The 19,624-nt window shown below is 50.5% G+C and carries 25 protein-coding genes; 18 read left to right on the top strand and 7 right to left on the bottom strand.

What is annotated here, in order from left to right; translation table 11 throughout:
• The first annotated feature begins 459 nt into the window (after positions 1 to 459).
• The gene (locus A8707_RS19295) at positions 460 to 2,130 is read left to right on the top strand and encodes a site-specific integrase (RefSeq protein WP_068818835.1); all 1,671 of its coding nucleotides are present in this window, start codon (positions 460 to 462) and stop codon (positions 2,128 to 2,130) included.
• Here A8707_RS19295 and A8707_RS19300 read toward each other — a convergent pair.
• From A8707_RS19300 to A8707_RS19325, 7 genes are all read right to left on the bottom strand, one after another.
• Complete coding sequence (locus tag A8707_RS19300) at positions 2,127 to 3,071, bottom strand: ParB/RepB/Spo0J family partition protein (RefSeq protein ID WP_082906437.1); 945 nt, start codon at positions 3,069 to 3,071, stop codon at positions 2,127 to 2,129. The genes A8707_RS19295 and A8707_RS19300 overlap by 4 nt on opposite strands.
• A gap of 168 nt (positions 3,072 to 3,239) precedes the next feature.
• Positions 3,240 to 3,515, bottom strand: coding sequence for a hypothetical protein (locus A8707_RS19305; RefSeq protein WP_068818837.1), 276 nt, complete (start codon positions 3,513 to 3,515; stop codon positions 3,240 to 3,242).
• A gap of 2 nt (positions 3,516 to 3,517) precedes the next feature.
• Positions 3,518 to 3,838: a hypothetical protein gene (locus A8707_RS19310; protein ID WP_068818838.1), complete on the bottom strand. Its 321-nt coding sequence runs from the start codon at positions 3,836 to 3,838 to the stop codon at positions 3,518 to 3,520.
• Positions 3,839 to 3,862: 24 nt separating this feature from the next.
• Positions 3,863 to 4,192, bottom strand: a complete 330-nt coding sequence (locus tag A8707_RS27035; RefSeq protein WP_197484897.1) for an HNH endonuclease — start codon at positions 4,190 to 4,192, stop codon at positions 3,863 to 3,865.
• 305 nt (positions 4,193 to 4,497) lie between these two features.
• Positions 4,498 to 4,926, bottom strand: coding sequence for a hypothetical protein (locus tag A8707_RS19315; RefSeq protein ID WP_197484899.1), 429 nt, complete (start codon positions 4,924 to 4,926; stop codon positions 4,498 to 4,500).
• A gap of 95 nt (positions 4,927 to 5,021) precedes the next feature.
• On the bottom strand, positions 5,022 to 5,306 hold the full coding sequence (locus A8707_RS19320) for a hypothetical protein (protein ID WP_068818839.1): 285 nt from the start codon (positions 5,304 to 5,306) through the stop codon (positions 5,022 to 5,024).
• Entirely contained in the window at positions 5,303 to 5,611 is a 309-nt protein-coding gene (locus A8707_RS19325) for a hypothetical protein (RefSeq protein ID WP_068818840.1), read from the bottom strand. Before A8707_RS19325 ends, A8707_RS19320 begins: the two co-directional genes overlap by 4 nt.
• 96 nt (positions 5,612 to 5,707) lie before the next feature.
• Here A8707_RS19325 and A8707_RS19330 point away from each other — a divergent pair, with 96 nt between their 5' ends.
• The 17 genes from A8707_RS19330 (at position 5,708) to A8707_RS19410 (ending at position 19,180) form a co-directional block, all read left to right on the top strand.
• A complete protein-coding gene (locus A8707_RS19330) occupies positions 5,708 to 5,941 on the top strand; it encodes a ribbon-helix-helix domain-containing protein (protein ID WP_082906438.1) in 234 nt (77 codons plus the stop codon).
• 109 nt (positions 5,942 to 6,050) lie between these two features.
• Positions 6,051 to 6,266: a helix-turn-helix transcriptional regulator gene (locus tag A8707_RS27040; RefSeq protein WP_074382534.1), complete on the top strand. Its 216-nt coding sequence runs from the start codon at positions 6,051 to 6,053 to the stop codon at positions 6,264 to 6,266.
• 551 nt (positions 6,267 to 6,817) lie between these two features.
• A complete protein-coding gene (locus tag A8707_RS19335; RefSeq protein WP_068818841.1) occupies positions 6,818 to 10,057 on the top strand; it encodes a plasmid replication protein, CyRepA1 family in 3,240 nt (1,079 codons plus the stop codon).
• 307 nt (positions 10,058 to 10,364) lie between these two features.
• A complete protein-coding gene (locus tag A8707_RS19340) occupies positions 10,365 to 10,655 on the top strand; it encodes a hypothetical protein (RefSeq protein ID WP_068818842.1) in 291 nt (96 codons plus the stop codon).
• Positions 10,656 to 10,996: 341 nt separating this feature from the next.
• Positions 10,997 to 11,326, top strand: a complete 330-nt coding sequence (locus tag A8707_RS19345; RefSeq protein WP_068818843.1) for a hypothetical protein — start codon at positions 10,997 to 10,999, stop codon at positions 11,324 to 11,326.
• A gap of 2 nt (positions 11,327 to 11,328) precedes the next feature.
• On the top strand, positions 11,329 to 11,904 hold the full coding sequence (locus A8707_RS19350; protein ID WP_068818844.1) for a hypothetical protein: 576 nt from the start codon (positions 11,329 to 11,331) through the stop codon (positions 11,902 to 11,904).
• A gap of 176 nt (positions 11,905 to 12,080) precedes the next feature.
• The gene (locus A8707_RS19355) at positions 12,081 to 12,488 is read left to right on the top strand and encodes a hypothetical protein (protein ID WP_068818845.1); all 408 of its coding nucleotides are present in this window, start codon (positions 12,081 to 12,083) and stop codon (positions 12,486 to 12,488) included.
• A gap of 46 nt (positions 12,489 to 12,534) precedes the next feature.
• On the top strand, positions 12,535 to 12,969 hold the full coding sequence (locus A8707_RS19360; RefSeq protein ID WP_074382535.1) for a hypothetical protein: 435 nt from the start codon (positions 12,535 to 12,537) through the stop codon (positions 12,967 to 12,969).
• A gap of 73 nt (positions 12,970 to 13,042) precedes the next feature.
• Positions 13,043 to 13,783, top strand: a complete 741-nt coding sequence (locus A8707_RS19365) for a hypothetical protein (RefSeq protein ID WP_068818847.1) — start codon at positions 13,043 to 13,045, stop codon at positions 13,781 to 13,783.
• Positions 13,784 to 13,795: 12 nt separating this feature from the next.
• Positions 13,796 to 14,173, top strand: coding sequence for a hypothetical protein (locus tag A8707_RS19370; RefSeq protein WP_068818848.1), 378 nt, complete (start codon positions 13,796 to 13,798; stop codon positions 14,171 to 14,173).
• Positions 14,174 to 14,184: 11 nt separating this feature from the next.
• Entirely contained in the window at positions 14,185 to 14,541 is a 357-nt protein-coding gene (locus A8707_RS19375; protein WP_068818849.1) for a hypothetical protein, read from the top strand.
• Positions 14,542 to 14,921: 380 nt separating this feature from the next.
• Entirely contained in the window at positions 14,922 to 15,440 is a 519-nt protein-coding gene (locus tag A8707_RS19380) for a hypothetical protein (RefSeq protein WP_197484901.1), read from the top strand.
• A 101-nt stretch (positions 15,441 to 15,541) separates the two neighbouring features.
• Complete coding sequence (locus tag A8707_RS19385; RefSeq protein ID WP_068818851.1) at positions 15,542 to 15,736, top strand: hypothetical protein; 195 nt, start codon at positions 15,542 to 15,544, stop codon at positions 15,734 to 15,736.
• Between the two features lie 205 nt (positions 15,737 to 15,941).
• Positions 15,942 to 16,217, top strand: coding sequence for a hypothetical protein (locus A8707_RS19390; protein ID WP_068818852.1), 276 nt, complete (start codon positions 15,942 to 15,944; stop codon positions 16,215 to 16,217).
• Positions 16,214 to 17,017: a sugar phosphate isomerase/epimerase family protein gene (locus A8707_RS19395; RefSeq protein WP_068818853.1), complete on the top strand. Its 804-nt coding sequence runs from the start codon at positions 16,214 to 16,216 to the stop codon at positions 17,015 to 17,017. Before A8707_RS19390 ends, A8707_RS19395 begins: the two co-directional genes overlap by 4 nt.
• Before the next feature lie 807 nt (positions 17,018 to 17,824).
• The gene (locus A8707_RS19405; RefSeq protein ID WP_068818855.1) at positions 17,825 to 18,622 is read left to right on the top strand and encodes an ADP-ribosylglycohydrolase family protein; all 798 of its coding nucleotides are present in this window, start codon (positions 17,825 to 17,827) and stop codon (positions 18,620 to 18,622) included.
• 249 nt (positions 18,623 to 18,871) lie between these two features.
• A complete protein-coding gene (locus tag A8707_RS19410) occupies positions 18,872 to 19,180 on the top strand; it encodes a hypothetical protein (protein WP_068818856.1) in 309 nt (102 codons plus the stop codon).
• Positions 19,181 to 19,624 lie beyond the last annotated feature (444 nt).

Consider the following 19,624-nt stretch of genomic DNA (forward strand, 5'->3'; position numbering starts at 1 on the left):
ACATTGATTTTACTGCGCCAGAACAGCTTGGACAGGTAAGTTGCTGCGGAATCATTCCCCAGATATTTCTTGAGTTGACGACAAATCTTCGGCTCAACCCGTGTTTATAGCTAGTAAGTGCCTTTTTGCTCAATCTATGACTTCGACAAGACGGAACGATGCGTCTAATTTTCTGCTGCCAAACAAATCGCTGCTTGCAAGTACACCAGACTCCTCACTGGCAATCGATGAACCGTGTGGAATGGCGACCCACGAACTGCTTGCAAAGTACGTAATTAAGTACGTTTCAGGACTTAACTGCTAAGACCATTGCCCACTCTGGCTTCTGAGATTTCCCTACAGCTTGCGGGGGTTATACGGAAATCTCGGAAGCCAATATCTGACAGGCATTCCAGACGATCACTTATTCACTGAAACAACTGCTTTTTCTGCCCGAAGTACGCTTCTAAATACAGAGATATGACTGCTAGAAAGAACCAAAAATCTCAAAAGGAAACAGAAGTCAAACCGCGTGTAGAAGCTGGAAAAATCTCTTGCCCAGTTTTAGCAGATGGCTCACTTCGGTTCAATATTCCCCAAGAACACTCCGTCGGCAACAAGAAACAAACTCAAATACGACTAAGACTGAAAGAGTCTCCTGAGAACCGAGCGATCGCCGATTTGATCACTGCTCGTCTGAATGAACGCATCGCGACGAACAACTACGAACCAGAAAAACTTAATGAGTACATTGACGAGTATAAGTGTCTCTACATGGGATCTGATTGTCAGTCGCCTTCTTCTAAACGCCCAAAGGCTGTGAAGAGCAAGACTCCGACACTAGATCAGCTTTGGGAAATGTTCTGCCAGTACAAAGTACCCCTCGTCAAACAAACTACTTTCAATATAGTTTTTTCTACTGTTGGTAATCACATTAGTAAATTGAAGACGAAGAATTTGGAGGAGGCAGATACTATCATTGCCGAACTACGCCGGCAAATTAAGTCTGACTCTGCAATGTATCGAACCTTGAGGTACATCTCCAGTTGCTGTGACTGGGCAGTTAGCCGGGACAAAATTCTAAAGAATCCCTTCAAACTTACCCTAGATGATTTGAGAGAGCCTCAGACAGATGCTGACCCCGACCCTTTTACGGGGGAGGGACTGTGTCGCGTTATCGAAGCATACAAAAAACATCCTCGCTACCGTCACTACGCCCCTTTTATTCAATTTAGACGAGCTACAGGCTGTCGGATTGGAGAGGGAATTGGGCTGAAGTGGAAGCATGTTCACATGGAAGAAGGCTATATTGAGTTTTGTGAGACGCTCACGTGGACTAGCAAAGGAGTTGTTCACCAAGAAGGCACGAAAACTGAGCCATCTCGCAGATTTCCGATTAAAGCTAATTTGCATCAGCTTTTAGAGGAGCACAAACCTGCTAATGTCAACCCCGAAGACTATGTATTTCTTGATTCAAATGGTGGACATATCAAGTACAAAAGATTTCTCTACAGCTGGTACGGGGAAAAGCGCAAGCGGACGTTGAAAGATGGAACAAAGAAGACGTACTTTTGTAAAGGAATTGTTTCTCAACTAGCAGGCCTACCAGAGGAGGACGGTGGAATCGATCACTACCGAACACCCTATTCGCCCCGACACACGTTTATCACATTGGCTTTAGATAAACTTGCTCGAAAGCGGGAAGTGAAGCTCAGCGACGTTGCCCAACTAGCAGACTACCTCGGCACCAGTCCCGACATGATCTTTAAGCATTACTTGGGCAAAAGTGGTGACGATTCGATCGTGGACATTGAAGAAGATGAGACAGCATCAACATCGATCGCCCCTCTTCAGAACAATACTCAGCCTCCGACTGAGACAGTAACTCAGCTCAACTTCGCTCATCAGTTAATCGAGCAGTTGACTCAGCAGCTTAACCAGATCACTCAACAAAACCAATTCCTGCAACAGCAGCTAGCTCAACTCCTTTCTCTACAGGCAGCCCCTCAACCGATCAACTGTTCTCCTAGATCTTTCGAGCAGCATGAATCAACTGTGCCTTCAGAATCTGATCTCGATCAGCTAGCATTACTGCTTGCTGTGAACAACCAGATTGAAGGCGAGTCGGCACCCACATCTGAGCAACGCTAACCTCCAATCAGAGAAGATAGCTCTTGCAATAGTTCTTTGACGCGCTCCCGCTTTTGCGGGTCTTCCCAAGCCTTAGATGCTCGAATACGTTCGTAGGCTCGATCGAGTAAGTCTTGCGGTAATCTCGGTTCTACAAGCGGGTTAGATGAATTAGCTCGAATCCGCTTACGAATCTCACTTAAGCTAAGACTTTGGTCTACAGCGTCTTGTAAAAGAGAAGATTGAAAAGTTTTATCTTTGACTCTAGAAATAATCTGCGCTTTAGTGTAAGCGAGTTCTCCCGATCTCACTAACTCTAAGAGGGGTGTGGGCAATTTGAATAGAGGTAAGCGATTGACGATGAATGATTCCCAAGTGAATCGCCCGATCTCAGAAAAGATCGACTCAATCTGATGAAATTGAGAGCTACCAATAATGTTATGGGTAATTTTTCCTCTAAATTCATTTTGCAGTCGATAGAGTAAAGTCACAACTTCATCAGTTGTCAAGTTGAGCCGTAATGCCAGTAATCTCAGAACCCCTTCTGTTTCCTCAATGGGATTAAGATCCGCTCGCTGAAGATTCTCCACGAGAGCTAAAGATAGAGCCTGTTCATCTGTCAGTTCACGTACTGTTACAGGCACTTCAGTTAATCCGACAGCGATCGCTGCCCTCAACCGTCGTTCTCCAATGACTAATTTATAGTTTCCATTGTTTGAAGGACGAACCACCAAATTCTCAAGAATTCCATGAGTCTTAATAGAGTAAGACAACTGTTCTAATTTCTGCGAATCAAAGTACTGCCGAGGCTGATGCGATGATACTTGAATTGCTGAAACTGGCACCATAATATAAGATAAATCATTTTGCATTAGCACAATGCTATTAGCATTGCATGTTCGTTGATCAACAATACTAACTTCAGGTTGGCGCTGTCTTTGATTAGCATGACGGTATGTCATAATTTCCACATGGATCTAATTTCACATGGTTAGGACCTAAGTACAGGACAAAAAATGGAAAACGGGAAGACGAACTCTGCTAAAACGTCAGTGCAGCAAAGGTTCCAGCCGTTTTAGCTAAAAGCTCTGATGGGAGGGCTTTTCAGGCTTTTTGTCCTGTACTTAGGGTTAGGACTGGTGAATTTGCAAGTTCATCTGGCTTGCAATCGCCTCCACCACCCCTTTATTTTTCAGATCCCCAAGAGCCTTGTAAAAATCACCAATGCTTAATTCCCATCGATCGCAAAACCCAGCCACATCGATGGTTGGCGTAAGTTTACCAGGATAGTCGATTTGCAGTGCAAAGTAGAGGTAGTCGCGATCGCTCGTCAGTAGTTTTCTTGATCGAACTTGCAAAAGTTCATCGCGATCGAGAAAATAGCCTGCCTGGTGCGCTTTGGTCATTCTCACACAATCTCCACAAGCCAAACTTCTTCGGAAAGACCTAACAGGTCAGCCGCCTCGAATGCGTCGCGTACCCAAAACTGAGCGTGATTCCATCGTTCGGCAAGTTCTCGCAGTTCGAAAATGTCACGACTCTCCCACACCCAGATGTCAAGGCGGTTACAGTACCAAGCACTCGGAAGGGTTGACAATCCTTTTAAGCAAGGTTGCAACTTTGCAGCTTGAGCAGGCAAGGCAGAGCTAAAGATGAAAGTTTGGCTCAAGTCGATCAAAGATTTAACCAAATCAATCGGAGTCGTCGGATTTAGCCTAAAGTCTGACACGCAGTTGTTTTCTCCCTTACTTCTTTACTCCCATACCCACTGCCGCCAAGCCGCTGGAATTATTCCATCCCGTAGAGCGGGGGCAATCAGGCCCTGATGAGATTTGCAGGCTCTCAGCGCATGGCAGCGCCGACAGAGCGTCCGCAGATTTGAGTTTGCATTTGTCCCTCCATGCGAAAGCGCCATCACATGGTCAATATGTGCCTTTTGAAGCGGCAGCGAGTTCGCGGGTTGATCGCGGCAATAGGGTCCCTGACAGCGGCCCTGGTCTCGTAGCCAAATCTGCTGTCGGGTTTGTTGCCAAATTGCTCTGGGTTGTCGCCGTTTTCGCATGGTTGTTCCCTGTCTTGTCATACCTTACCTGACCACACCCCAACTATCCTTGCCATACCGGAACCCGACGTGCCCCTACTTGTCTTGCTACGTCTAGCCAGTCCAGACCGTGTGGATGTCTGACACTAGGAAGTGTCAGACACAATGAAAGACTTTACGTCAAAGCGCCCAAACCCGATCGCGCGTCCATCCCCCAGTCCTACAAATTGTCCGGCCGTTAGGCATAGGGCTTCCATCTCAGCCCTGGAAAGCACTGTTTTATCCCAATGAATTGTAAATTGGCAGAGCCAGCCTGGAGCAGCAGCAACCCGATAACGGATGTTTCGTCACCCGGTTGAAGGGTTCCGAACGCCCTCAACGTAAATGTAGACGGGGGGTAATGACTCAATGGCTTTTCCCCGGTCGATCAGCTCTGGATTCTTTGGGACAAAGCGATCAGCAATCAGAATAATCTCTTCTTGAATTTGTAGGGTTGCCGAGACTGCAGTTTGTAGTGATTTACCCCGTTTGATAAATGGGGCAGCAGATCGAATACAACTGAAGACGTAGGTGTTGTAAATAAGCAGTTGCCGATCGCTGGTCATTAGAACCGTCTTGCGCCACTCTCCTGGATTGTGACCGGCTACTCCTTCTGTTTCCTGCTTTTGGAGAGGAATTGCATCTATGCCAAAGTGGTGCCATAAAAGTGGGCGGGTTCCTTGCAAGGCAACTTGAGCCGTGAGTAGATTGCCAATTATGGGAGCTGATGGTGTCATGGGCTAGGCATCCAAGAACAATCGTATTGCTTGAACACCATTAGACGGCTACCCCTAGTAGCAAAGCAAGGAAATCGTGTCAGATTGACATAGGTTCAGTCTTCCGATTCTTCTGAGCGCTGCCATTGTTCAAGAAGGGGCTGCATCCGGTCGGCATTGGTTAATAAGAAATCTGCCACTGCCAAAATGCGCTGGTATGCAATTCCTGGGATGCGACGACTAGTACGCCCAACCAACCAGTGGCTCGCACTTGATCTCGATACTCCACAGATTGCCGCGATCGCCGCCGCATCCATTCCCCAGCGAAAACTAAAGGTCTCAGGAGATAAAAGCATCCTGTTGTGCAATTCGAGCACGCGCTGTCGGTTGAGGCTAGTCATGATATATAGCCTTCTGACTGGTTAGGCAATCGCCCCATTGGTTCCAAATCCGCTTCAAATGCGAAGTCGTGACAGCAAAAGCTGCGGGAAGGACTCTGCTCGTCAAGCAAAATTAAGTAGTGTAGCCCAGTCACCTGGTGGGTCGCTTCATGGCTGTAAACCACGCCAATCACATGACCGAAATCTGGCTCAACGTTCATTCGCCAACAAACGGTTTCTCCGAGTCGAAATTTTGGTTGAGGCACAAGCGATGGAATTTTTTCGGGCAGAACGATCGGCGGGAGTGGCGGCAGAGAATTTGGCATGGTGCAAAGTTCAGCAGATAGAAGTTAAGACAAAATAGAACATTTTGATGTGAACTAGCATATTATAGATGCTAACTAGACGGTTTTTTAAAGAAGATGCAGCGAACTGGCTATCATTGCTTGCATTCCAGCAACAATGATCTAGATGTGGCAAAAGATGTCAAGCGAATTACTGTAACGCTGCCAGCTCGAATCTTTGAGGATTTGGAGCAATGGGCTGAGTGGGAGTCTCGACCACCAGCTAACCTGGCAGCGTTTTTGATTGAGTTAAGTGTCAGAGCAAAATTTCCAGACAAGTACCCGCCCCCTCAAACAGGGCAACAGTCCTGACTTTGCCTCGATAGATTTTTAGTTACAAAAGTTTTTGTGCTGATCTTTTGATCGTGAAGTAGGATCTGGAGCAACCATACTACAGCAAGTGAACTTGCGAGTGATAGCTATGTGGACTGGGGAATCGCTTCGGAACAGACGCTTAGAACTTGGGGTCACTCAACGGCGATTGGCAATCGCTCTAGACGTGACGGAGACGACCGTGAGGAATTGGGAGTCTAGCAAACACATTCCAAGCCTTACGCCTCGGCAGACCCAAACCATGTGCCGAATTCTGCAACTCTCACTCGATGAGTTTGCAGAATTCGAGCATTTGGCAAGCTAAGTTGAGGTTTTGAGATTTTCTCCACCAACCAGCGAGAGTTGATAGAGTAAGTTGACCTAAATCAGATGCCAAACCTTGATAAACCTTACTGAACCCGGTGCATCTGATGCTAAAAAGGCTTTCCTACTTGTAATGAAAGAGGTGCGTCCTATGTTCTAGATAGTCTAGAAGCCAAAAACCCCAACTGGAAGAACAGTAAGGGGTTCAGGGCTTGTTATTCAATTGATTGGATGGAGCGTGGTAACGCTAACTAATGCTTTGGCGGGCTGACGTTAGGTTACTGAGCTTTGCTATGGCAATTGTAGTGCCAATTTGTCGAGAGATGCAACACTCTTAACAAATTGCACAGTTTTTGCGCGGCTCTCTATCCCTTCAAACTTCCGCAGAGAGCAGTTTTCAGAGTTTTCTGCCTTCACGCTTTCTGCTCGCCGTTTGTTAACGCGGCAGAGAAATTACACCAACTCTCTCCGACTCGGTGGTACTTCCCACTGCTTCCGGTCAGTCTTGTCGTTTTTCTCTGTCTCTTTACCCCCTACGGGACAGAGCTATTCATGCTGACACCGCAACACCTACAAGAATTCCAAGCCAGTGCGATCGCCCCCTCGCTAGCAGACCTCAACTTTCACTCCACTGACGACAACTGGTTCATTCGGCAGTGGATTAACTGGAAGTCCGAACAGAAATGGAAACAGTGCCCCTTCTCGTCTGGCTGGTACTGCCACACCCTCGACCCACAGACCGGAGAACCCCGTAACTGGGGTCCATTCAAGCCGGACGACCCGTTAATTGACACGAATAAAGGCAAACCTCGAAAGTACGAACATCCCGCTGGCTACGAAACTCTATCCATTCTTCTGGATGTTGATCGCACCACCTGGGAGGCGATCGCCCGTCGCTACCGCGTTCCCATCACTTCCCTAATGCTGCGACTGCGGGATCGTAACCCTTATCCGCACTTCTGGGAATGGGTCTGGACGTACAACCTCCCGATCATCATTTGTGAAGGTGCGAAAAAAGCTGCTGCGTTGCTGAGTGCTGGCTATGTGGCGATCGCGCTGCCTGGAGTTTGGAATGGACGCAAGAAACGTCAAGGAAATCAGCCAGAGCGTCTTATTCCTGACCTACAGCACTTTGCCACTTTGGGTCGGGAGATTTACTTCTGCTTCGACCACGACCCCAACCTCAAAACTCGTCAGCACGTCAGCAACGCCCTTGTTCGCACGGGCAAGCTATTCGAGCAGGCAGATTGCACCGTCAAAGTCATCCGACTACCCGGACCTGAAAAGGGTGTGGATGACTTCATCGTTGCCAGAGGCGCAGAATCGTTTGACCAGCTCTACCTAGATGCCGCTTCGCTGCAATCCTACGAGCGTCATCGGCAGCATTGGCTTATGGGGCATACCCTGACCTATCCGATCGCCATCGATCTTGACCAGCAGTATTTACTACAATCTCCCCGATCGTCTCCCAGTCAGCTCACCCAACCGCTGCCAGATTCGGGTGTGATTGCCGTGCTTTCAGATATGGGCACGGGCAAGACCGAATTACTCAAGCAAATTAAACAGAGCCATCCCCATGCCCGCATTCTCAACCTTGGACATCGGATTGCCCTACTGCGAAACCTGGCAACTCGTATTGGCACTGCGATCTATTCTGACCACGGCTGGAATATGTGGCGTGAGCAGTGGCTGTCGCTTACCGCTGATTCTCTCCACAAACTCAAGACGGAAGGCAATACCTATGACTTTATTTTTCTGGATGAATGCGAACAGTTCATTCAGCACCTGCTGTGTTCTTCAACCTGCAAAGAGCATCGCCATTCTATTCTGCAATCCCTCAAACACTTTATCTATTCCGCCAAGTGCGTGGTGCTGAGCGACGCGCACTTATCCGATGTCTCACTGAAATTCATTTTGGCGATGCGACCCGATCCCACCGAGTTGCCGTTTGTGATTCGCAACCGCTACCAGAATGGCGATCGCCGCGTCTTCTGGTATGAAGGCAACGATCGCTCTGGCATCGTGCGCCAAATTAAAGCCTCGCTGTTTTTGGGCGATCGCGTCGTAGTTGCCTGCGATGGATTGGAGTTCTCCAAAGACCTCTATGAAACCCTGCAAACCCTGTTTCCAGAGAAACGGATTATCTGCATCAACTCAGAAAACTCAAACGAGCCAGGGATGCGATCGCTGATTGAGAACGTCAATGCTCCCGGAAAGCTCGATGGCATTGACTGCCTGATCTACTCGCCCTCAGTTAACACTGGCGTGAGCATCGACACCCCTCACTTCGACAAAGTGTTTGGGGTTTTTGTCGGGGGTTCGCTAGCTGGAACGGACTGCATTCAGGCACTCAACCGCTACCGCCCCAAAGTGAACTGGCATGTCTGGGTCGGTTCTAATCCGATCGGGGGATACCGCCCCACTAGTGCGGAGCGAATCAAACGCAACAAACTTCAGGAAAATGACCTGTGCGGCTTTTTACTCAAGATTATTCCCGGCAGTGGGGAGAAGACGATCGCCGATGAGTTTGCTTGGAATGCGTGGGCAGCGGTTCAAGCCCGCCGCAATGATTCTCTCAACAACCTGCGGGGCGATGTGCGCTATTTGATTGAAGCCCAGGGGCATTACCTGATTCCGTTGGGTGAAGAAACTGATTGGGAAACGAAGGAGGAGTTGAAGGCGGCTCGCGAGGTCAACCAGCAGACTCGCAGCCGGGGTATTTGCAGTGCTGAAAAGATTTCTCCGTCTGAAGCCCGACGGTTGGAATCGAAGGAACGTCCCACGCAGGATGACTGGTACAAGCTAGAGCGGCACCGCATTGAAACTTCTTGGGGCAGAGTAGTGGACACAGATCTAATTGACCTCGACAAACGCGGACGCACGATTCGCCAGTTCACGCTGCTCGAAGCACTGCTCGAAGCGCCATCTGAAGTAGACAATATCAGCGGCAAACGTATTCTCTTTCCGCCAGCACTTGTAACAGCCAAAGACCTGGGTGAACGAGAGAAGTTTCACCCCTTGGACTGGCGCAACGATTCGGTGGCTTGGGCACTGCGTCGGGAGTTAGGACTGCACCGCTTCGTTGACCCGGAGCGAGAGTTTCGCAATGATGATCGCGATTTGTTGGAGCTGGAGAAGCAAGCCCAACGGAACGTGCTGATCATCAAAGACTTTCTTGGCACTACCATTCGCCGCAATGCTACTCCGATCCAGATCTTACAGCAGTTGTTGGATCAGATCGGACTGCGACTGGTGTGCGACAGGCGTGAAGGTGCGCGCGGCGAACAGGTGCGCGTGTATCGCCTCGGTCTGGAGCAATGGACAGTTGCCCAGGAGGTTCTCGCATACCGTCGATCTAAGCATCAGACTCAAGCCCAGCCAGAGGTGGAAGCTGTTTCTACTGTGGTAGTCACAGGGGGCGATTTTGATCAGAATATAAATAAAGGGGGGGCAGTGACTACCGAGAGCCGGGAGCAAGGTTTGACCCCTGAAGCGTTGGCGGATGGGTTGGCATTTTTGTCTCAGGCACTGGCGGCAGGGAAGCGAGAACGGGTGCAATCGCTCTGGAAGACTTGGAATTCATTGGAGCGTTCTGCTTTGCTAGTATCTATGCCTAATACGGTGCGACAGCGATTAACCAAATGCTTGGGCATTGTGCCAGGGGCGATCGTTCGGTGGTGGGGCAAAGCTGGAGAATGGGTCGTGGATTTTGTAGAAGCGGAGTCCGTTCGGTTATTGCGGAGTGGAGTCTCTAACCAAATCTGGTTAGCGGAACTGGCGGACTTGTGTTGACGGTGGGCTGTTAATTTGAACGGATAGTCTTTCAAGAAGACTCCTTTCTAGCCCTCGGTTCGACTCTGCTTCCTATGCCGTGGATGTCAAGATGACACAACTTGTTGGACTTCCAGAGAAACAAGGCGTTCAATGAGAATTGGTCTCCTGTGATCGAGATTAACTGCACTGGAAAGGCTGTGGAAGAAAAGCTTTATGGATTTCGATAGTTCGTAATTTCAAACCTGGAAGTCAGCAATGGGTTTCTAGACGTGCGTCTTGGGTCTGCCGGTTCTAAGGTCGCGGAATTTCAATTAACCGCTGGTTGATGGAGCATGAGTGGCTGTCCTTCGATCTAGCGATGAAGGTGCAGACTTGGCTGGTAGATGGAATTCATGCCGAACAAAAACTGTCGTGTCAGGTGCATTTGAAAGTGATTAAAGCCTGCATTACCTCGAAGGATTTTCCCCCACATCCAGGTTTAGAGTACGTTCAGGATTTGAGAGCGCTGTATGCTGAAGGGCGATATGAAGCCATGCTGATTCAGCTTTATCAACTTGATATATCTGTAGCCACTTTGGTTAGGACAGGGTGCAGGGGCGGAACTTTTGAACAGTAGTGGCTCCCCCAATCCTCAATCAAACCCATGTCCTAAGCTATCTGGCTACAGCTATACATCGGTCACAGTTGCCGAGAATGAGACTGTCCATGACACTCTCTTTGTGCTGGAAGAGTGGTGAATCCCAAAGTTAGCTTTAGTAACTTTCACGATCAACGAGGACAGATTGCTCAGATGTGCCGTGAACGATCGATTCGATTGGGGGTGGAAACAATGTATCCCTCCCCCTCGACTCGACTTCATCCACAACTGCCCCCGCGTCCATCCCCTTGAGCCAAGACTATCACCTGCACAATCACCAGACCCTGACTGCGGTAACCTTGGAATCGAGCTAACTCCTCATGCCCCTTTTTCTAATCACCACTTTATACGACGAAGGCATCTCCCCCAATCTGGTACGAGTCGTCGAAGCTGAATCAGCCTTAGCCGTCGCCGCGCATATGCTGCACTACTCAGACTCGTGGGGCTATTTCCTCTACCGTTCCTTTGGGCAAGATCTGCCGCTCGGTATCCTCACTCCAGAAGAACTTCTAGAACGTATCCAACATACCTCGGTCGATGGCGACTCGACGGCTCAACTCCGCATCACGCCGCTGGTCGTGCAGTCGCTTGATTTGATCGTCACCACTCCTGCTTTCCAGCCCGGTGCTCTGTTCTCTGACTTTGGCTAATCATGAACGTCAAACTCCTCCCTCTAATTCAACAGCAGTTTGGGTTGCAGCTGATTGAAACCGAATCGCCTCTGGTAAAACCTCGACCCTTCAGCCCGTCGTCAGGGCGGAGATCTCTAGTAGAGCAGGGAGTCGAGATGGTCTTCCCCCACAGCAATGAGCGAACACGCTCAGAGTGCATTGTGGCTCAGGTGATGATCGGGATTGCCCTCGCCCATCCCGTCAGCTACTTCTCTGGCTATCCTTTCGAGGTCGATCCGGCTCTGGGGCTGGTCGGTCAATGTGACTACTTGTTCAGCCGTTCACCCTTGACGTTCCGCATCCATCCCCCAGTGGCACTAATTGTGGAAGTCAAGCGTGATTTGGGGCGCTGTCTCCCTCATTGCCTGGTGGAACTCGCCGCTGCTCAAAGGTTCAACGGCTTAACGGCTCCGATCTACGGGGTTCTGACGACCGGGTTAGCGTGGCAGTTTCTCAAGCTAGAGGGCGAGATTGTCACGGTTGAGTCAACCATTTACAAGGTCGAATCCCTCGCCCGCATTGAGTCCATTCTGGCTGCCATGGTGGGCGAACCCTAAACTCGACGGACGAGCGCCACGATCGAGATGAATGAATGTATGTGCGCATCAATTGGCGACAGGGACTACCCCCTTAGATTTGGGACGAGGATGCCTTGTGATCACGGGAAACTCAGATCATCCCTGCCGAAAACTGCAAAGCAACTGTATCTTTACCACCGCACCCAAGTCACACAATGATGTTCAACCCCTCAAAACCCATTGGTGAATGTTCCGCTCAAGAGCTTGCCGCCGCTATTTTGCTCAACGCGGGAGTCAGTCGCTTTAATCCTCAGCAGGTGCTTGCAGATCTAACCGCTCACCGTCATCTGTGGCGTACCTTCCTGATGGGACTGCCCATCTCACCCTGCCCAGAGCACGAGCTACTCCGAGGAGTCCTACTACCATTGCGGGATCTCGAAGGCCACTGGAATCTAGACACGCTGTACGTCTTAGCCCGTAGCGATGAGTGCGTTGCTCCCTTAATCGCCCTCGGTGCGGAGTGGGGCGGTGAGACCGGGCAGGTCTACAACCCGGAGCAAGCAGGGCGGTTGATGAGCCGCTTTCACGACCCCCAACCTGTCGTCTGGTTTTGGTGGGATTGAGCGCGGGGAGTTACAAATGATGCGTGCTTGCAGCAAAGGAGAACCCATGAATCCAGAAAACACAGCTCGCCTGTTTGAACGGTTCGACCACTTGTATCGAGGACGGCACCTACCCGACACCCAAAATCTCATGGGCTATGGCTTTCAGTGCGGCGATGGGTGGTTTGAGCTGAGTTACGAGCTATCCGAGCAGATTGAGGCTTACTGCCAACAACATCCAGAAGCTGCCGAGTTGATCGCGGTGCAAGTCAAACAAAAGTTTGGAGAACTGCGTTTTCATGTCTGTCCGCTGGTCCCAGCAATCCAGCAAATGATTGAACAAGCCAGAGTCCAGTCTCGCCAAACCTGTGAGCGAACTGGGAAGCCAGGGGAGATGTGTCGCGACCCGAATGGCTACTACCAAACCTTGTGCCCAGAAGCCGCGACGGAATTCGGCTTTGAACCCGTGAGGCAAAAGCCATCGCCGGAATCAGAGACGTAGGGGATGCCCCCACGAAAGGGCGCAAAGAGATAATACTAAAGTACTATTAAATTACCTGATTCATGCTAAAACTATGACTCCCTTGAACACCCAACTTGCAGCTTATCAAACTCTACTTCAGCAGCAACGGGAGCAAGTGACTCCTGCCCTTGGGCAACTCCATCAGCAGATCAGTCAGCAACTAGGAGCCTTGCAGCAGCAAGAGCAAGCCCTACTCGATGCCCAAGCATTCGCCCTTGAACCCCTGCGATCAGTGATTTCAGCCGATGCCCGTTGTTTGTTGCCCACTGATTCCTTTGGGCAAGCCCTACTGATCATGCTAGAAGAGCGTCGGGTCTATGGAATGATGGCGCTGCGTTCCCTCACTTTGGAGGTCGATCCCACAAATTGGCTCTTGGGAACTCTGCCCGTACCCCTGGAAATTTTGACTTACGAAACGCTTCGCGATGACGGGGCTTACAACGATGAGAACTACTACACCGACTACCGCTACCACTTGATGGCGCGATTAGGAATCTGGCAGAAAACCCTGGAGATCTCAACCGCCAGTCTCCATCCTGGTAACCCGATGAGCTACTACATCAGGAACCTGTCCAGTCAGCATCATGATGTGGTGTATCGGATGTTGGGAGAAGAGTACAACCGTCCTGAACCGATGCCTCAACCCGCCTTTCCTGATCTGCTATTGAGTGACGAACAAGCTCTGCAACTGAAGCAAGAATTGAGCTGTGTGCTTGCTTTTGTAGGTAGCTTGTTTAACATCCAGTCTCGCGTTGAACACTTTCGTTACCCCCAGCAACGCTCTGGCGAATGAGGAGAGACTCCAATGGAAATTGTTCAACCGACCAAAATCAACCGCACACCTCTGTACTTGAGCCTGTCTAGCTGTGGCGGGATAAGTACCGAGGAAGCCCTTGAAACTTGCGCCGCCACAGGAATTCACCACGTCGAACTGGCGATCGGGGTCAAACGAGACGGAAACGTCAGTGCTGCTCTTGAGAAGTGGCAGGCTCAAGGGATGCAGTTTCGCGCTCACCATGCCTTCGTCTGGGACACCCATCGCCCCTTTAGTTTGGCAGCTTCTTTTGATGTTGATTACTTCAGTCGGTTAACGGACTGTTTAGCGAGGCACCAGATTACGGGCGCTCTTTTCAACTCTGCCTTGACGGTGCCTGACGCGATCGCTCCAGCAGTTCATTTCTGAGGTAAAACGCCATGATGTTCCGTTTCTTCCTGCCAGACTTTGAGTTTAAACTTGACGAGTGGCAACAACACTTAAATGCTGGAGAAGCCACGCTCACAGAGGTGCTGCAAGCCTTGCTGGATCATATTCAGCCGATCGTTCAGCCAGAACTGTTTGCAGAGTTCCCCGCAGAATCGGGCGAACCCGAAGGCGAGGAACCCGAAGGCGAGGAGGTTTCCTTGGCGCTCATGGCGTATCTCACTCGTGTCACAGCCATTGCCACTCGGTTAGACCAGATGGACAAGCGCTTGAACCGCATCGAAAAGGGGATTGCCCGCATCGAACAGCGAGGAGGGGATGCGTCACCCGCTCAAAAAGTGGAAGATTAGACCCAAATCCCACGGCAGCAGTCTTGCAAGTAGCGCCGCCTTCGATCTCGCCACTAACAGCAGGTGGGGAGTGCAGTAACGATGAGAGAACTTGTGAATTGAGCAGTATGGAACCCATGCAATCATCTCCTAACGAAGAGGTCGAACCCCAAGGTTTACCGCCAATCGTGCAACTGAAACAGCAGCTCAGGCAGATTCTAGACCAACAACAACAGAATGCCGCTCAAGAGTTGTAGCGACCCGGCGCAGAGTGGGGTCTCAATCCTGACTACTATCCTCAGAAAGCCGCTCATCAGGCGGCGGATCAAGCTTTGCTTGACTTCATTGCTGACCCAGAAGTGACGCACCTGCTTGCGGCGATCGAGAAATACTACACCTAATTGCAGCGATCCGAATTAATCGAGCACGAGGAACCGATGGGCTACTGTATTCAATACCACTGGCATACTCTACGTATTCCAGCCGAGCAGGTTTCAGCAGCTTTAGCCGCAATCCACAGCCTGTATCAGCCCGCCGTGATGGCGCAACGGGGAACCGCAAGCCGCTACGACCCACAAACCCAGCGCACCCTCAGAGAGTACCGGGCAAGCCCTTTGCCACCGGGTGGGTTTACAGACTTGATTGCAGCCCTCCAAGCTTGGGCGTTTGCAGCCGAACAGCAGGCAGATGGCAGCCTTGAAATCACTGCCTTCCTGGGAGACAAGGTTGGGGATGAAGCCGTTTTGTTTGAGGCGCTCGCCCCCTTCCTAGACGCTTCGTTGCACCCTGTCATCGAAGCAAGACAGGACAACGACGAGGTTTGGCGACACACTTTCTGCAATGGAGAGCATCGGCGAGTGCCGGGTAAGGTCGTTTACGCGGACAACTATCCAGAGTTATTTCGGGCAGACCTGGCATGAGGTCGATTTCATCTCGTTCAGCTCTGCACGAACCGATTGATTCTCCACCGAAGATTAGTGATACATTTGAACTAAATTATTTGTGCTTGAGGTGATTGCCCATGACCCAACTCCATTTTCTGACCGAGTATCAATCGCTCGTGCAGCAACATCAAGCGCAGTTTACCCCAGCCCTCGATCACCTCCAGGCGACGGTGAACGAGACGTTGACCCAACTGCGGCAGCAGGAACGATCGCTCGTGGAGGCTCAAATTCAGCAGCTAGCACAGCTCAAAGCGCAGTTGGCGCTCGGCTGAATTACAAGCTTTTGTTGCCGAAGTTCAGGCAACTCCACCGCTTCAGCGTTGGAATCAAAGGGAACCCGCTCCTGAACTGGATGCGAATCCGGTCACTTGGCAGTTAGCCCAAACTGACCTTCCTCTCGCCGTTCATGGCTATGAATCGACGGTTGACCACGATGCTTATGATGATGAGCGCACGCATTCTGCTTATGGATATGGCGTGACCATCCAGGTTGGAGACCAGAGCCGCCGCCTCGAAGTCCTGACTCAGCGGATTTATTCACCCGTTAGTCATCAATCCTACAGCCTACGGCAGGAACTTCATTATGACTTTGAAGATGCGGTGATGGAGATGCTGCCGCAACAAGACATCGCAGCATCCCAGGGACAATTGGCACTCGAAATTGGCTATCTGCTAGGTTGTGCTGCCCGCTTACTCTCACTCACGCCACGAACTCTACAGTTTCAGTATTCCAGTGAAGAGGTGGCAGGATGAATCAACTTTGGGTCAGCTTATCCACTTATGGAGGAGTCACAACGCGAGAAGCGTTAGACGTGTTCTGGGCAGCCGGGATTCGTCACGTTGAATTAGCGATCGGGGTTAAACCGAGTCCAGATACCGTGGAAGTGCTGCGGCACTATCAGCAACAGGGGATGCAGTATCGTGCCCATCACGCGCTCGTTTGGGCAGAAGGGCGATCGTTCAACTTGGCTCACAATTTTGATGCCCGATACTTTGAACGGTTGACTGATTGGTTGGTTACGATAGGCATTACCGCCTATTCTGTTCATGGAGGCAGCTATTTCCCAGGTGATGATCCAACTGCCGCCTATATGCGCTTTCTGAATCATCTAGATCAACTGGAGCAATTGTGTCGCGATCGTGGGATTCGCCTGGGTGTGGAGACGATGTATCCTGCCCTGTCAGACGACACCAGCCAGTATTTGCTACAAAATGCCACCCAGATTGAGCAATTGTTGTACGATTTGCCCGACATCCACTTGGTTGTAGACATGGCGCACCTCAATATCTGGAAAACGGAAACTATTTCAGAGAAGCTGCATCTGCTTGAGCTGGCTAACAACCGCCTGCTGGAAATTCATCTCTCTGACAACGACGGTTATTGGGATAGCCATACAACCATTACCGATCAGACTTGGTGGCTCCCCTATATCGCAAACTTTCCGCCCCATCTCCCGATCGTGCTGGAAAGCCGGATGAACCGTCAGACTATCCGGCGAGTCCAGTCTCAAGTTGCAGCGGTTCAAGCCTTAATCGAGAGGACACACCAATGACCCAAATAGAGGCACAACTTGCCACCTAAGAAAATCTGCGACAGCAGCAATTTGAGCAGATGGACGGAGCATGACAATGCTTGCATGATTGGATTGGCTCACAATTTGGACCAGCGGGCGCATTTGAACAGAAAGTTACGGTTTTGGCTAGAATCCTTATCCCGCAATACTTTCATCTCCCATAAAGGCAATAGCTAGAAAAACGACCGTTTTCTTTGTGCCGAGTTTTTTGACGCTATGAGGTCTTGATCAGCACAAGAAAACTCACCAAGCAAGCAAAATCAGGTTGAATGGTCAGTTCTAAGTTTACTGACACATCGAAACCGTAATTTTCTGCATGGATGCGCCTGCTAGTCCAGTTGGGTTTGGAACTGGAGGCGGAGGGCGTGCTGGGTAGTGGCTGCTTTTGCCAGCGCCGCTTCGTCGGGGGAGAGGGTGATGGTGCGTCGCTCTACATGATCTCAATCGCCATTGGGGTGCGCTCGAAACAGGCTTCTTCACACCCTAAGCTTTGCGGCTTTCTACAAGCAAGTGATCCCTGTCAGCGTGACAGCGGAACTGATCTGGACAGCATTGCTAGCGTCTTAACTCGGTGCTTGACAAGCGGTTCCATACAACAGGTCAACGGTTCAACAGCCCTTGCCACTCGGTTAGACCAGATGGACAACCGCTTGAACCGAATCGAAAAGGCGAATCGAAAAAGGGATTGCCCGACTCGAACAGCAATGGGGTGATGCGCCACCTGCTCAACGAGCAGCAGACTAGACTCAAAGAGTTCATACCCTTCACCCTTTTCAGGAGGCTTTTGTGCTAGGCGCAGTTGTAGGTGACGTCGTGGGTTCTATTTACGAAAGGCACAACCTCAAAACCAAAGACTTTCCCCTTCTAAGTCCCGGCTCTCGGTTCACGGATGATACCGTGCTGACGATCGCCTGTGCAGATGTCTTGCTCAACCATGACTCCGGGGGGAACCTGCCCAGCAACCACGACTACGCCAGCAGCTTTAGAGACTACTACCGCCGTTACCCAAACGCAGGCTACGGTCGCAGTTTCGCAAATTGGGCAGCCTCTGATCTCGCCCCTGCTTACAACAGTTGGGGAAATGGTTCAGCGATGCGAGTCAGTCCGATCGGCTTTGCCTTTAACGATTTAGAGCAGGTGCTAACCGAAGCGAAGCGGAGTGCAGCAGTGACGCACAACCATCCTTTAGGCATCAAAGGTGCTCAAGCGACAGCCTCCGCAATCTTTCTAGCGCGAACGGGGCACGACAAAGCGGCAATCAAATCCTATGTGGAAACCACCTTTGACTATGACCTGACGCGAACGCTTGCAGACATTCGACCGAGCTATCGCTTTGAGGTATCTTGTCAAGGTTCCGTGCCCCAGGCGATCGTTGCCTTTCTCGAATCCACGGATTTTGAGGATGCGATTCGCAACGCCATCTCGATTGGAGGGGATAGTGACACAATTGCTTGCATGGCTGGAGGCATCGCTCAAGCTTTTTATGGCGGGGTGCCAGACGTGCTCTCGCAGCCAGTTATCGCCTTGCTTCCCGCGTCGTTCCAGGAAGTCCTGCAAGCGTTCACTGCCCGATACCCTGCCTGAAATGTGTTTTCTTCGCAACCGAGTCTTGCTCGAAGTTTCAGTCACTCCCACGCTGCATCACTCAAACAGAATTGGTTGGTTCCTGCGATTGATGATCTCGACCTCGGAAGCAGTCTGTCTGATGGTGACGGGAACGGTGTGCTCTTCCCTGGACAGCCAGGATGAATAGAACAAAGTAAAAAGGAACAAATAAAAGCAAAACACAATGCACAGGGGGTGAAAACTTGAAAAAACCAAGGAAATTCCTCCATGCATTCGCCCTCCGAATCGGATCTGACGCCCAACTCCTCCACCCAGGGGTTCGATTACTTTAAAGAGCAATCAGCGCCCTCCACGCGAATTGATGCCGTCATCTGTGACCTCATGGCTCACATCGAGAATTACTCAGATGAGGATTTCGATTCGCAATGGATGCATCTGACAAGCGCAGAAGTAGAAGCAATGGTCGTGGCACTGATCCGGCATTTAATGGACACAATGAACGGGAAGCTTTTGAGTGGATATCTGCTGGGGAGTAGACAGGAAGAGTCCTCTGCCCCAGAGGATGAAATAGAGTAAGCAAGCGTTGAGGCGAGACAGCTAGTTATCTTGGTTAGGGTAGGACTGCATCACTGAAGTGAGCCATTGACAGGGCTTTAGCGAACTGGTTTCTACCCTAAATCAATCGACCCAAAACAAAGGATAAATCCCAGAGGCGGAACTTCCAGTTATAGCTTGCCTCAGTGAATCGGCATTGTCTGCACGGTTAGGCTTAAAAGGGACTACTACAAACTTAAATTTCTATTTGGGAAAAACGCCTAACCGTGCAGGGCTGAATCTTGTGACACTCTCGTGTTCCGAAAGGTGAGAGCAACGGGGAATACAAAGCCAGCCTAAACATTGGTGGCATCCTCTCTACTCGACCCCTTTTGGGTCAAACTCAGCGGGAACGCTCGCGATCCGCTTCTTGCTTAGAAATGATTCGATGCGATTCTGCGGCTCGAAATCGTTCTCCGACATAGC

Source organism: Phormidesmis priestleyi BC1401, assembly GCF_001650195.1.
Classification (GTDB): Bacteria; Cyanobacteriota; Cyanobacteriia; order Leptolyngbyales; family Leptolyngbyaceae; genus Phormidesmis_A; species Phormidesmis_A priestleyi_B.

Excerpts from the sequence above, each read along its gene's own strand:
- A8707_RS19295 (WP_068818835.1), top strand. The coding sequence starts at position 460 with ATGACTGCTAGAAAGAACCAAAAATCTCAAAAGGAAACAGAAGTCAAA.
- A8707_RS19300 (WP_082906437.1), bottom strand. The coding sequence starts at position 3,071 with ATGACATACCGTCATGCTAATCAAAGACAGCGCCAACCTGAAGTTAGT.
- A8707_RS19305 (WP_068818837.1), bottom strand. The coding sequence starts at position 3,515 with ATGACCAAAGCGCACCAGGCAGGCTATTTTCTCGATCGCGATGAACTT.
- A8707_RS27035 (WP_197484897.1), bottom strand. The coding sequence starts at position 4,192 with ATGACAAGACAGGGAACAACCATGCGAAAACGGCGACAACCCAGAGCA.
- A8707_RS19315 (WP_197484899.1), bottom strand. The coding sequence starts at position 4,926 with ATGACACCATCAGCTCCCATAATTGGCAATCTACTCACGGCTCAAGTT.
- A8707_RS19320 (WP_068818839.1), bottom strand. The coding sequence starts at position 5,306 with ATGACTAGCCTCAACCGACAGCGCGTGCTCGAATTGCACAACAGGATG.
- A8707_RS19325 (WP_068818840.1), bottom strand. The coding sequence starts at position 5,611 with ATGCCAAATTCTCTGCCGCCACTCCCGCCGATCGTTCTGCCCGAAAAA.
- A8707_RS19330 (WP_082906438.1), top strand. The coding sequence starts at position 5,708 with ATGCAGCGAACTGGCTATCATTGCTTGCATTCCAGCAACAATGATCTA.
- A8707_RS27040 (WP_074382534.1), top strand. The coding sequence starts at position 6,051 with ATGTGGACTGGGGAATCGCTTCGGAACAGACGCTTAGAACTTGGGGTC.
- A8707_RS19335 (WP_068818841.1), top strand. The coding sequence starts at position 6,818 with ATGCTGACACCGCAACACCTACAAGAATTCCAAGCCAGTGCGATCGCC.
- A8707_RS19340 (WP_068818842.1), top strand. The coding sequence starts at position 10,365 with ATGGAGCATGAGTGGCTGTCCTTCGATCTAGCGATGAAGGTGCAGACT.
- A8707_RS19345 (WP_068818843.1), top strand. The coding sequence starts at position 10,997 with ATGCCCCTTTTTCTAATCACCACTTTATACGACGAAGGCATCTCCCCC.
- A8707_RS19350 (WP_068818844.1), top strand. The coding sequence starts at position 11,329 with ATGAACGTCAAACTCCTCCCTCTAATTCAACAGCAGTTTGGGTTGCAG.
- A8707_RS19355 (WP_068818845.1), top strand. The coding sequence starts at position 12,081 with ATGATGTTCAACCCCTCAAAACCCATTGGTGAATGTTCCGCTCAAGAG.
- A8707_RS19360 (WP_074382535.1), top strand. The coding sequence starts at position 12,535 with ATGAATCCAGAAAACACAGCTCGCCTGTTTGAACGGTTCGACCACTTG.
- A8707_RS19365 (WP_068818847.1), top strand. The coding sequence starts at position 13,043 with ATGACTCCCTTGAACACCCAACTTGCAGCTTATCAAACTCTACTTCAG.
- A8707_RS19370 (WP_068818848.1), top strand. The coding sequence starts at position 13,796 with ATGGAAATTGTTCAACCGACCAAAATCAACCGCACACCTCTGTACTTG.
- A8707_RS19375 (WP_068818849.1), top strand. The coding sequence starts at position 14,185 with ATGATGTTCCGTTTCTTCCTGCCAGACTTTGAGTTTAAACTTGACGAG.
- A8707_RS19385 (WP_068818851.1), top strand. The coding sequence starts at position 15,542 with ATGACCCAACTCCATTTTCTGACCGAGTATCAATCGCTCGTGCAGCAA.
- A8707_RS19395 (WP_068818853.1), top strand. The coding sequence starts at position 16,214 with ATGAATCAACTTTGGGTCAGCTTATCCACTTATGGAGGAGTCACAACG.
- A8707_RS19410 (WP_068818856.1), top strand. The coding sequence starts at position 18,872 with ATGCATTCGCCCTCCGAATCGGATCTGACGCCCAACTCCTCCACCCAG.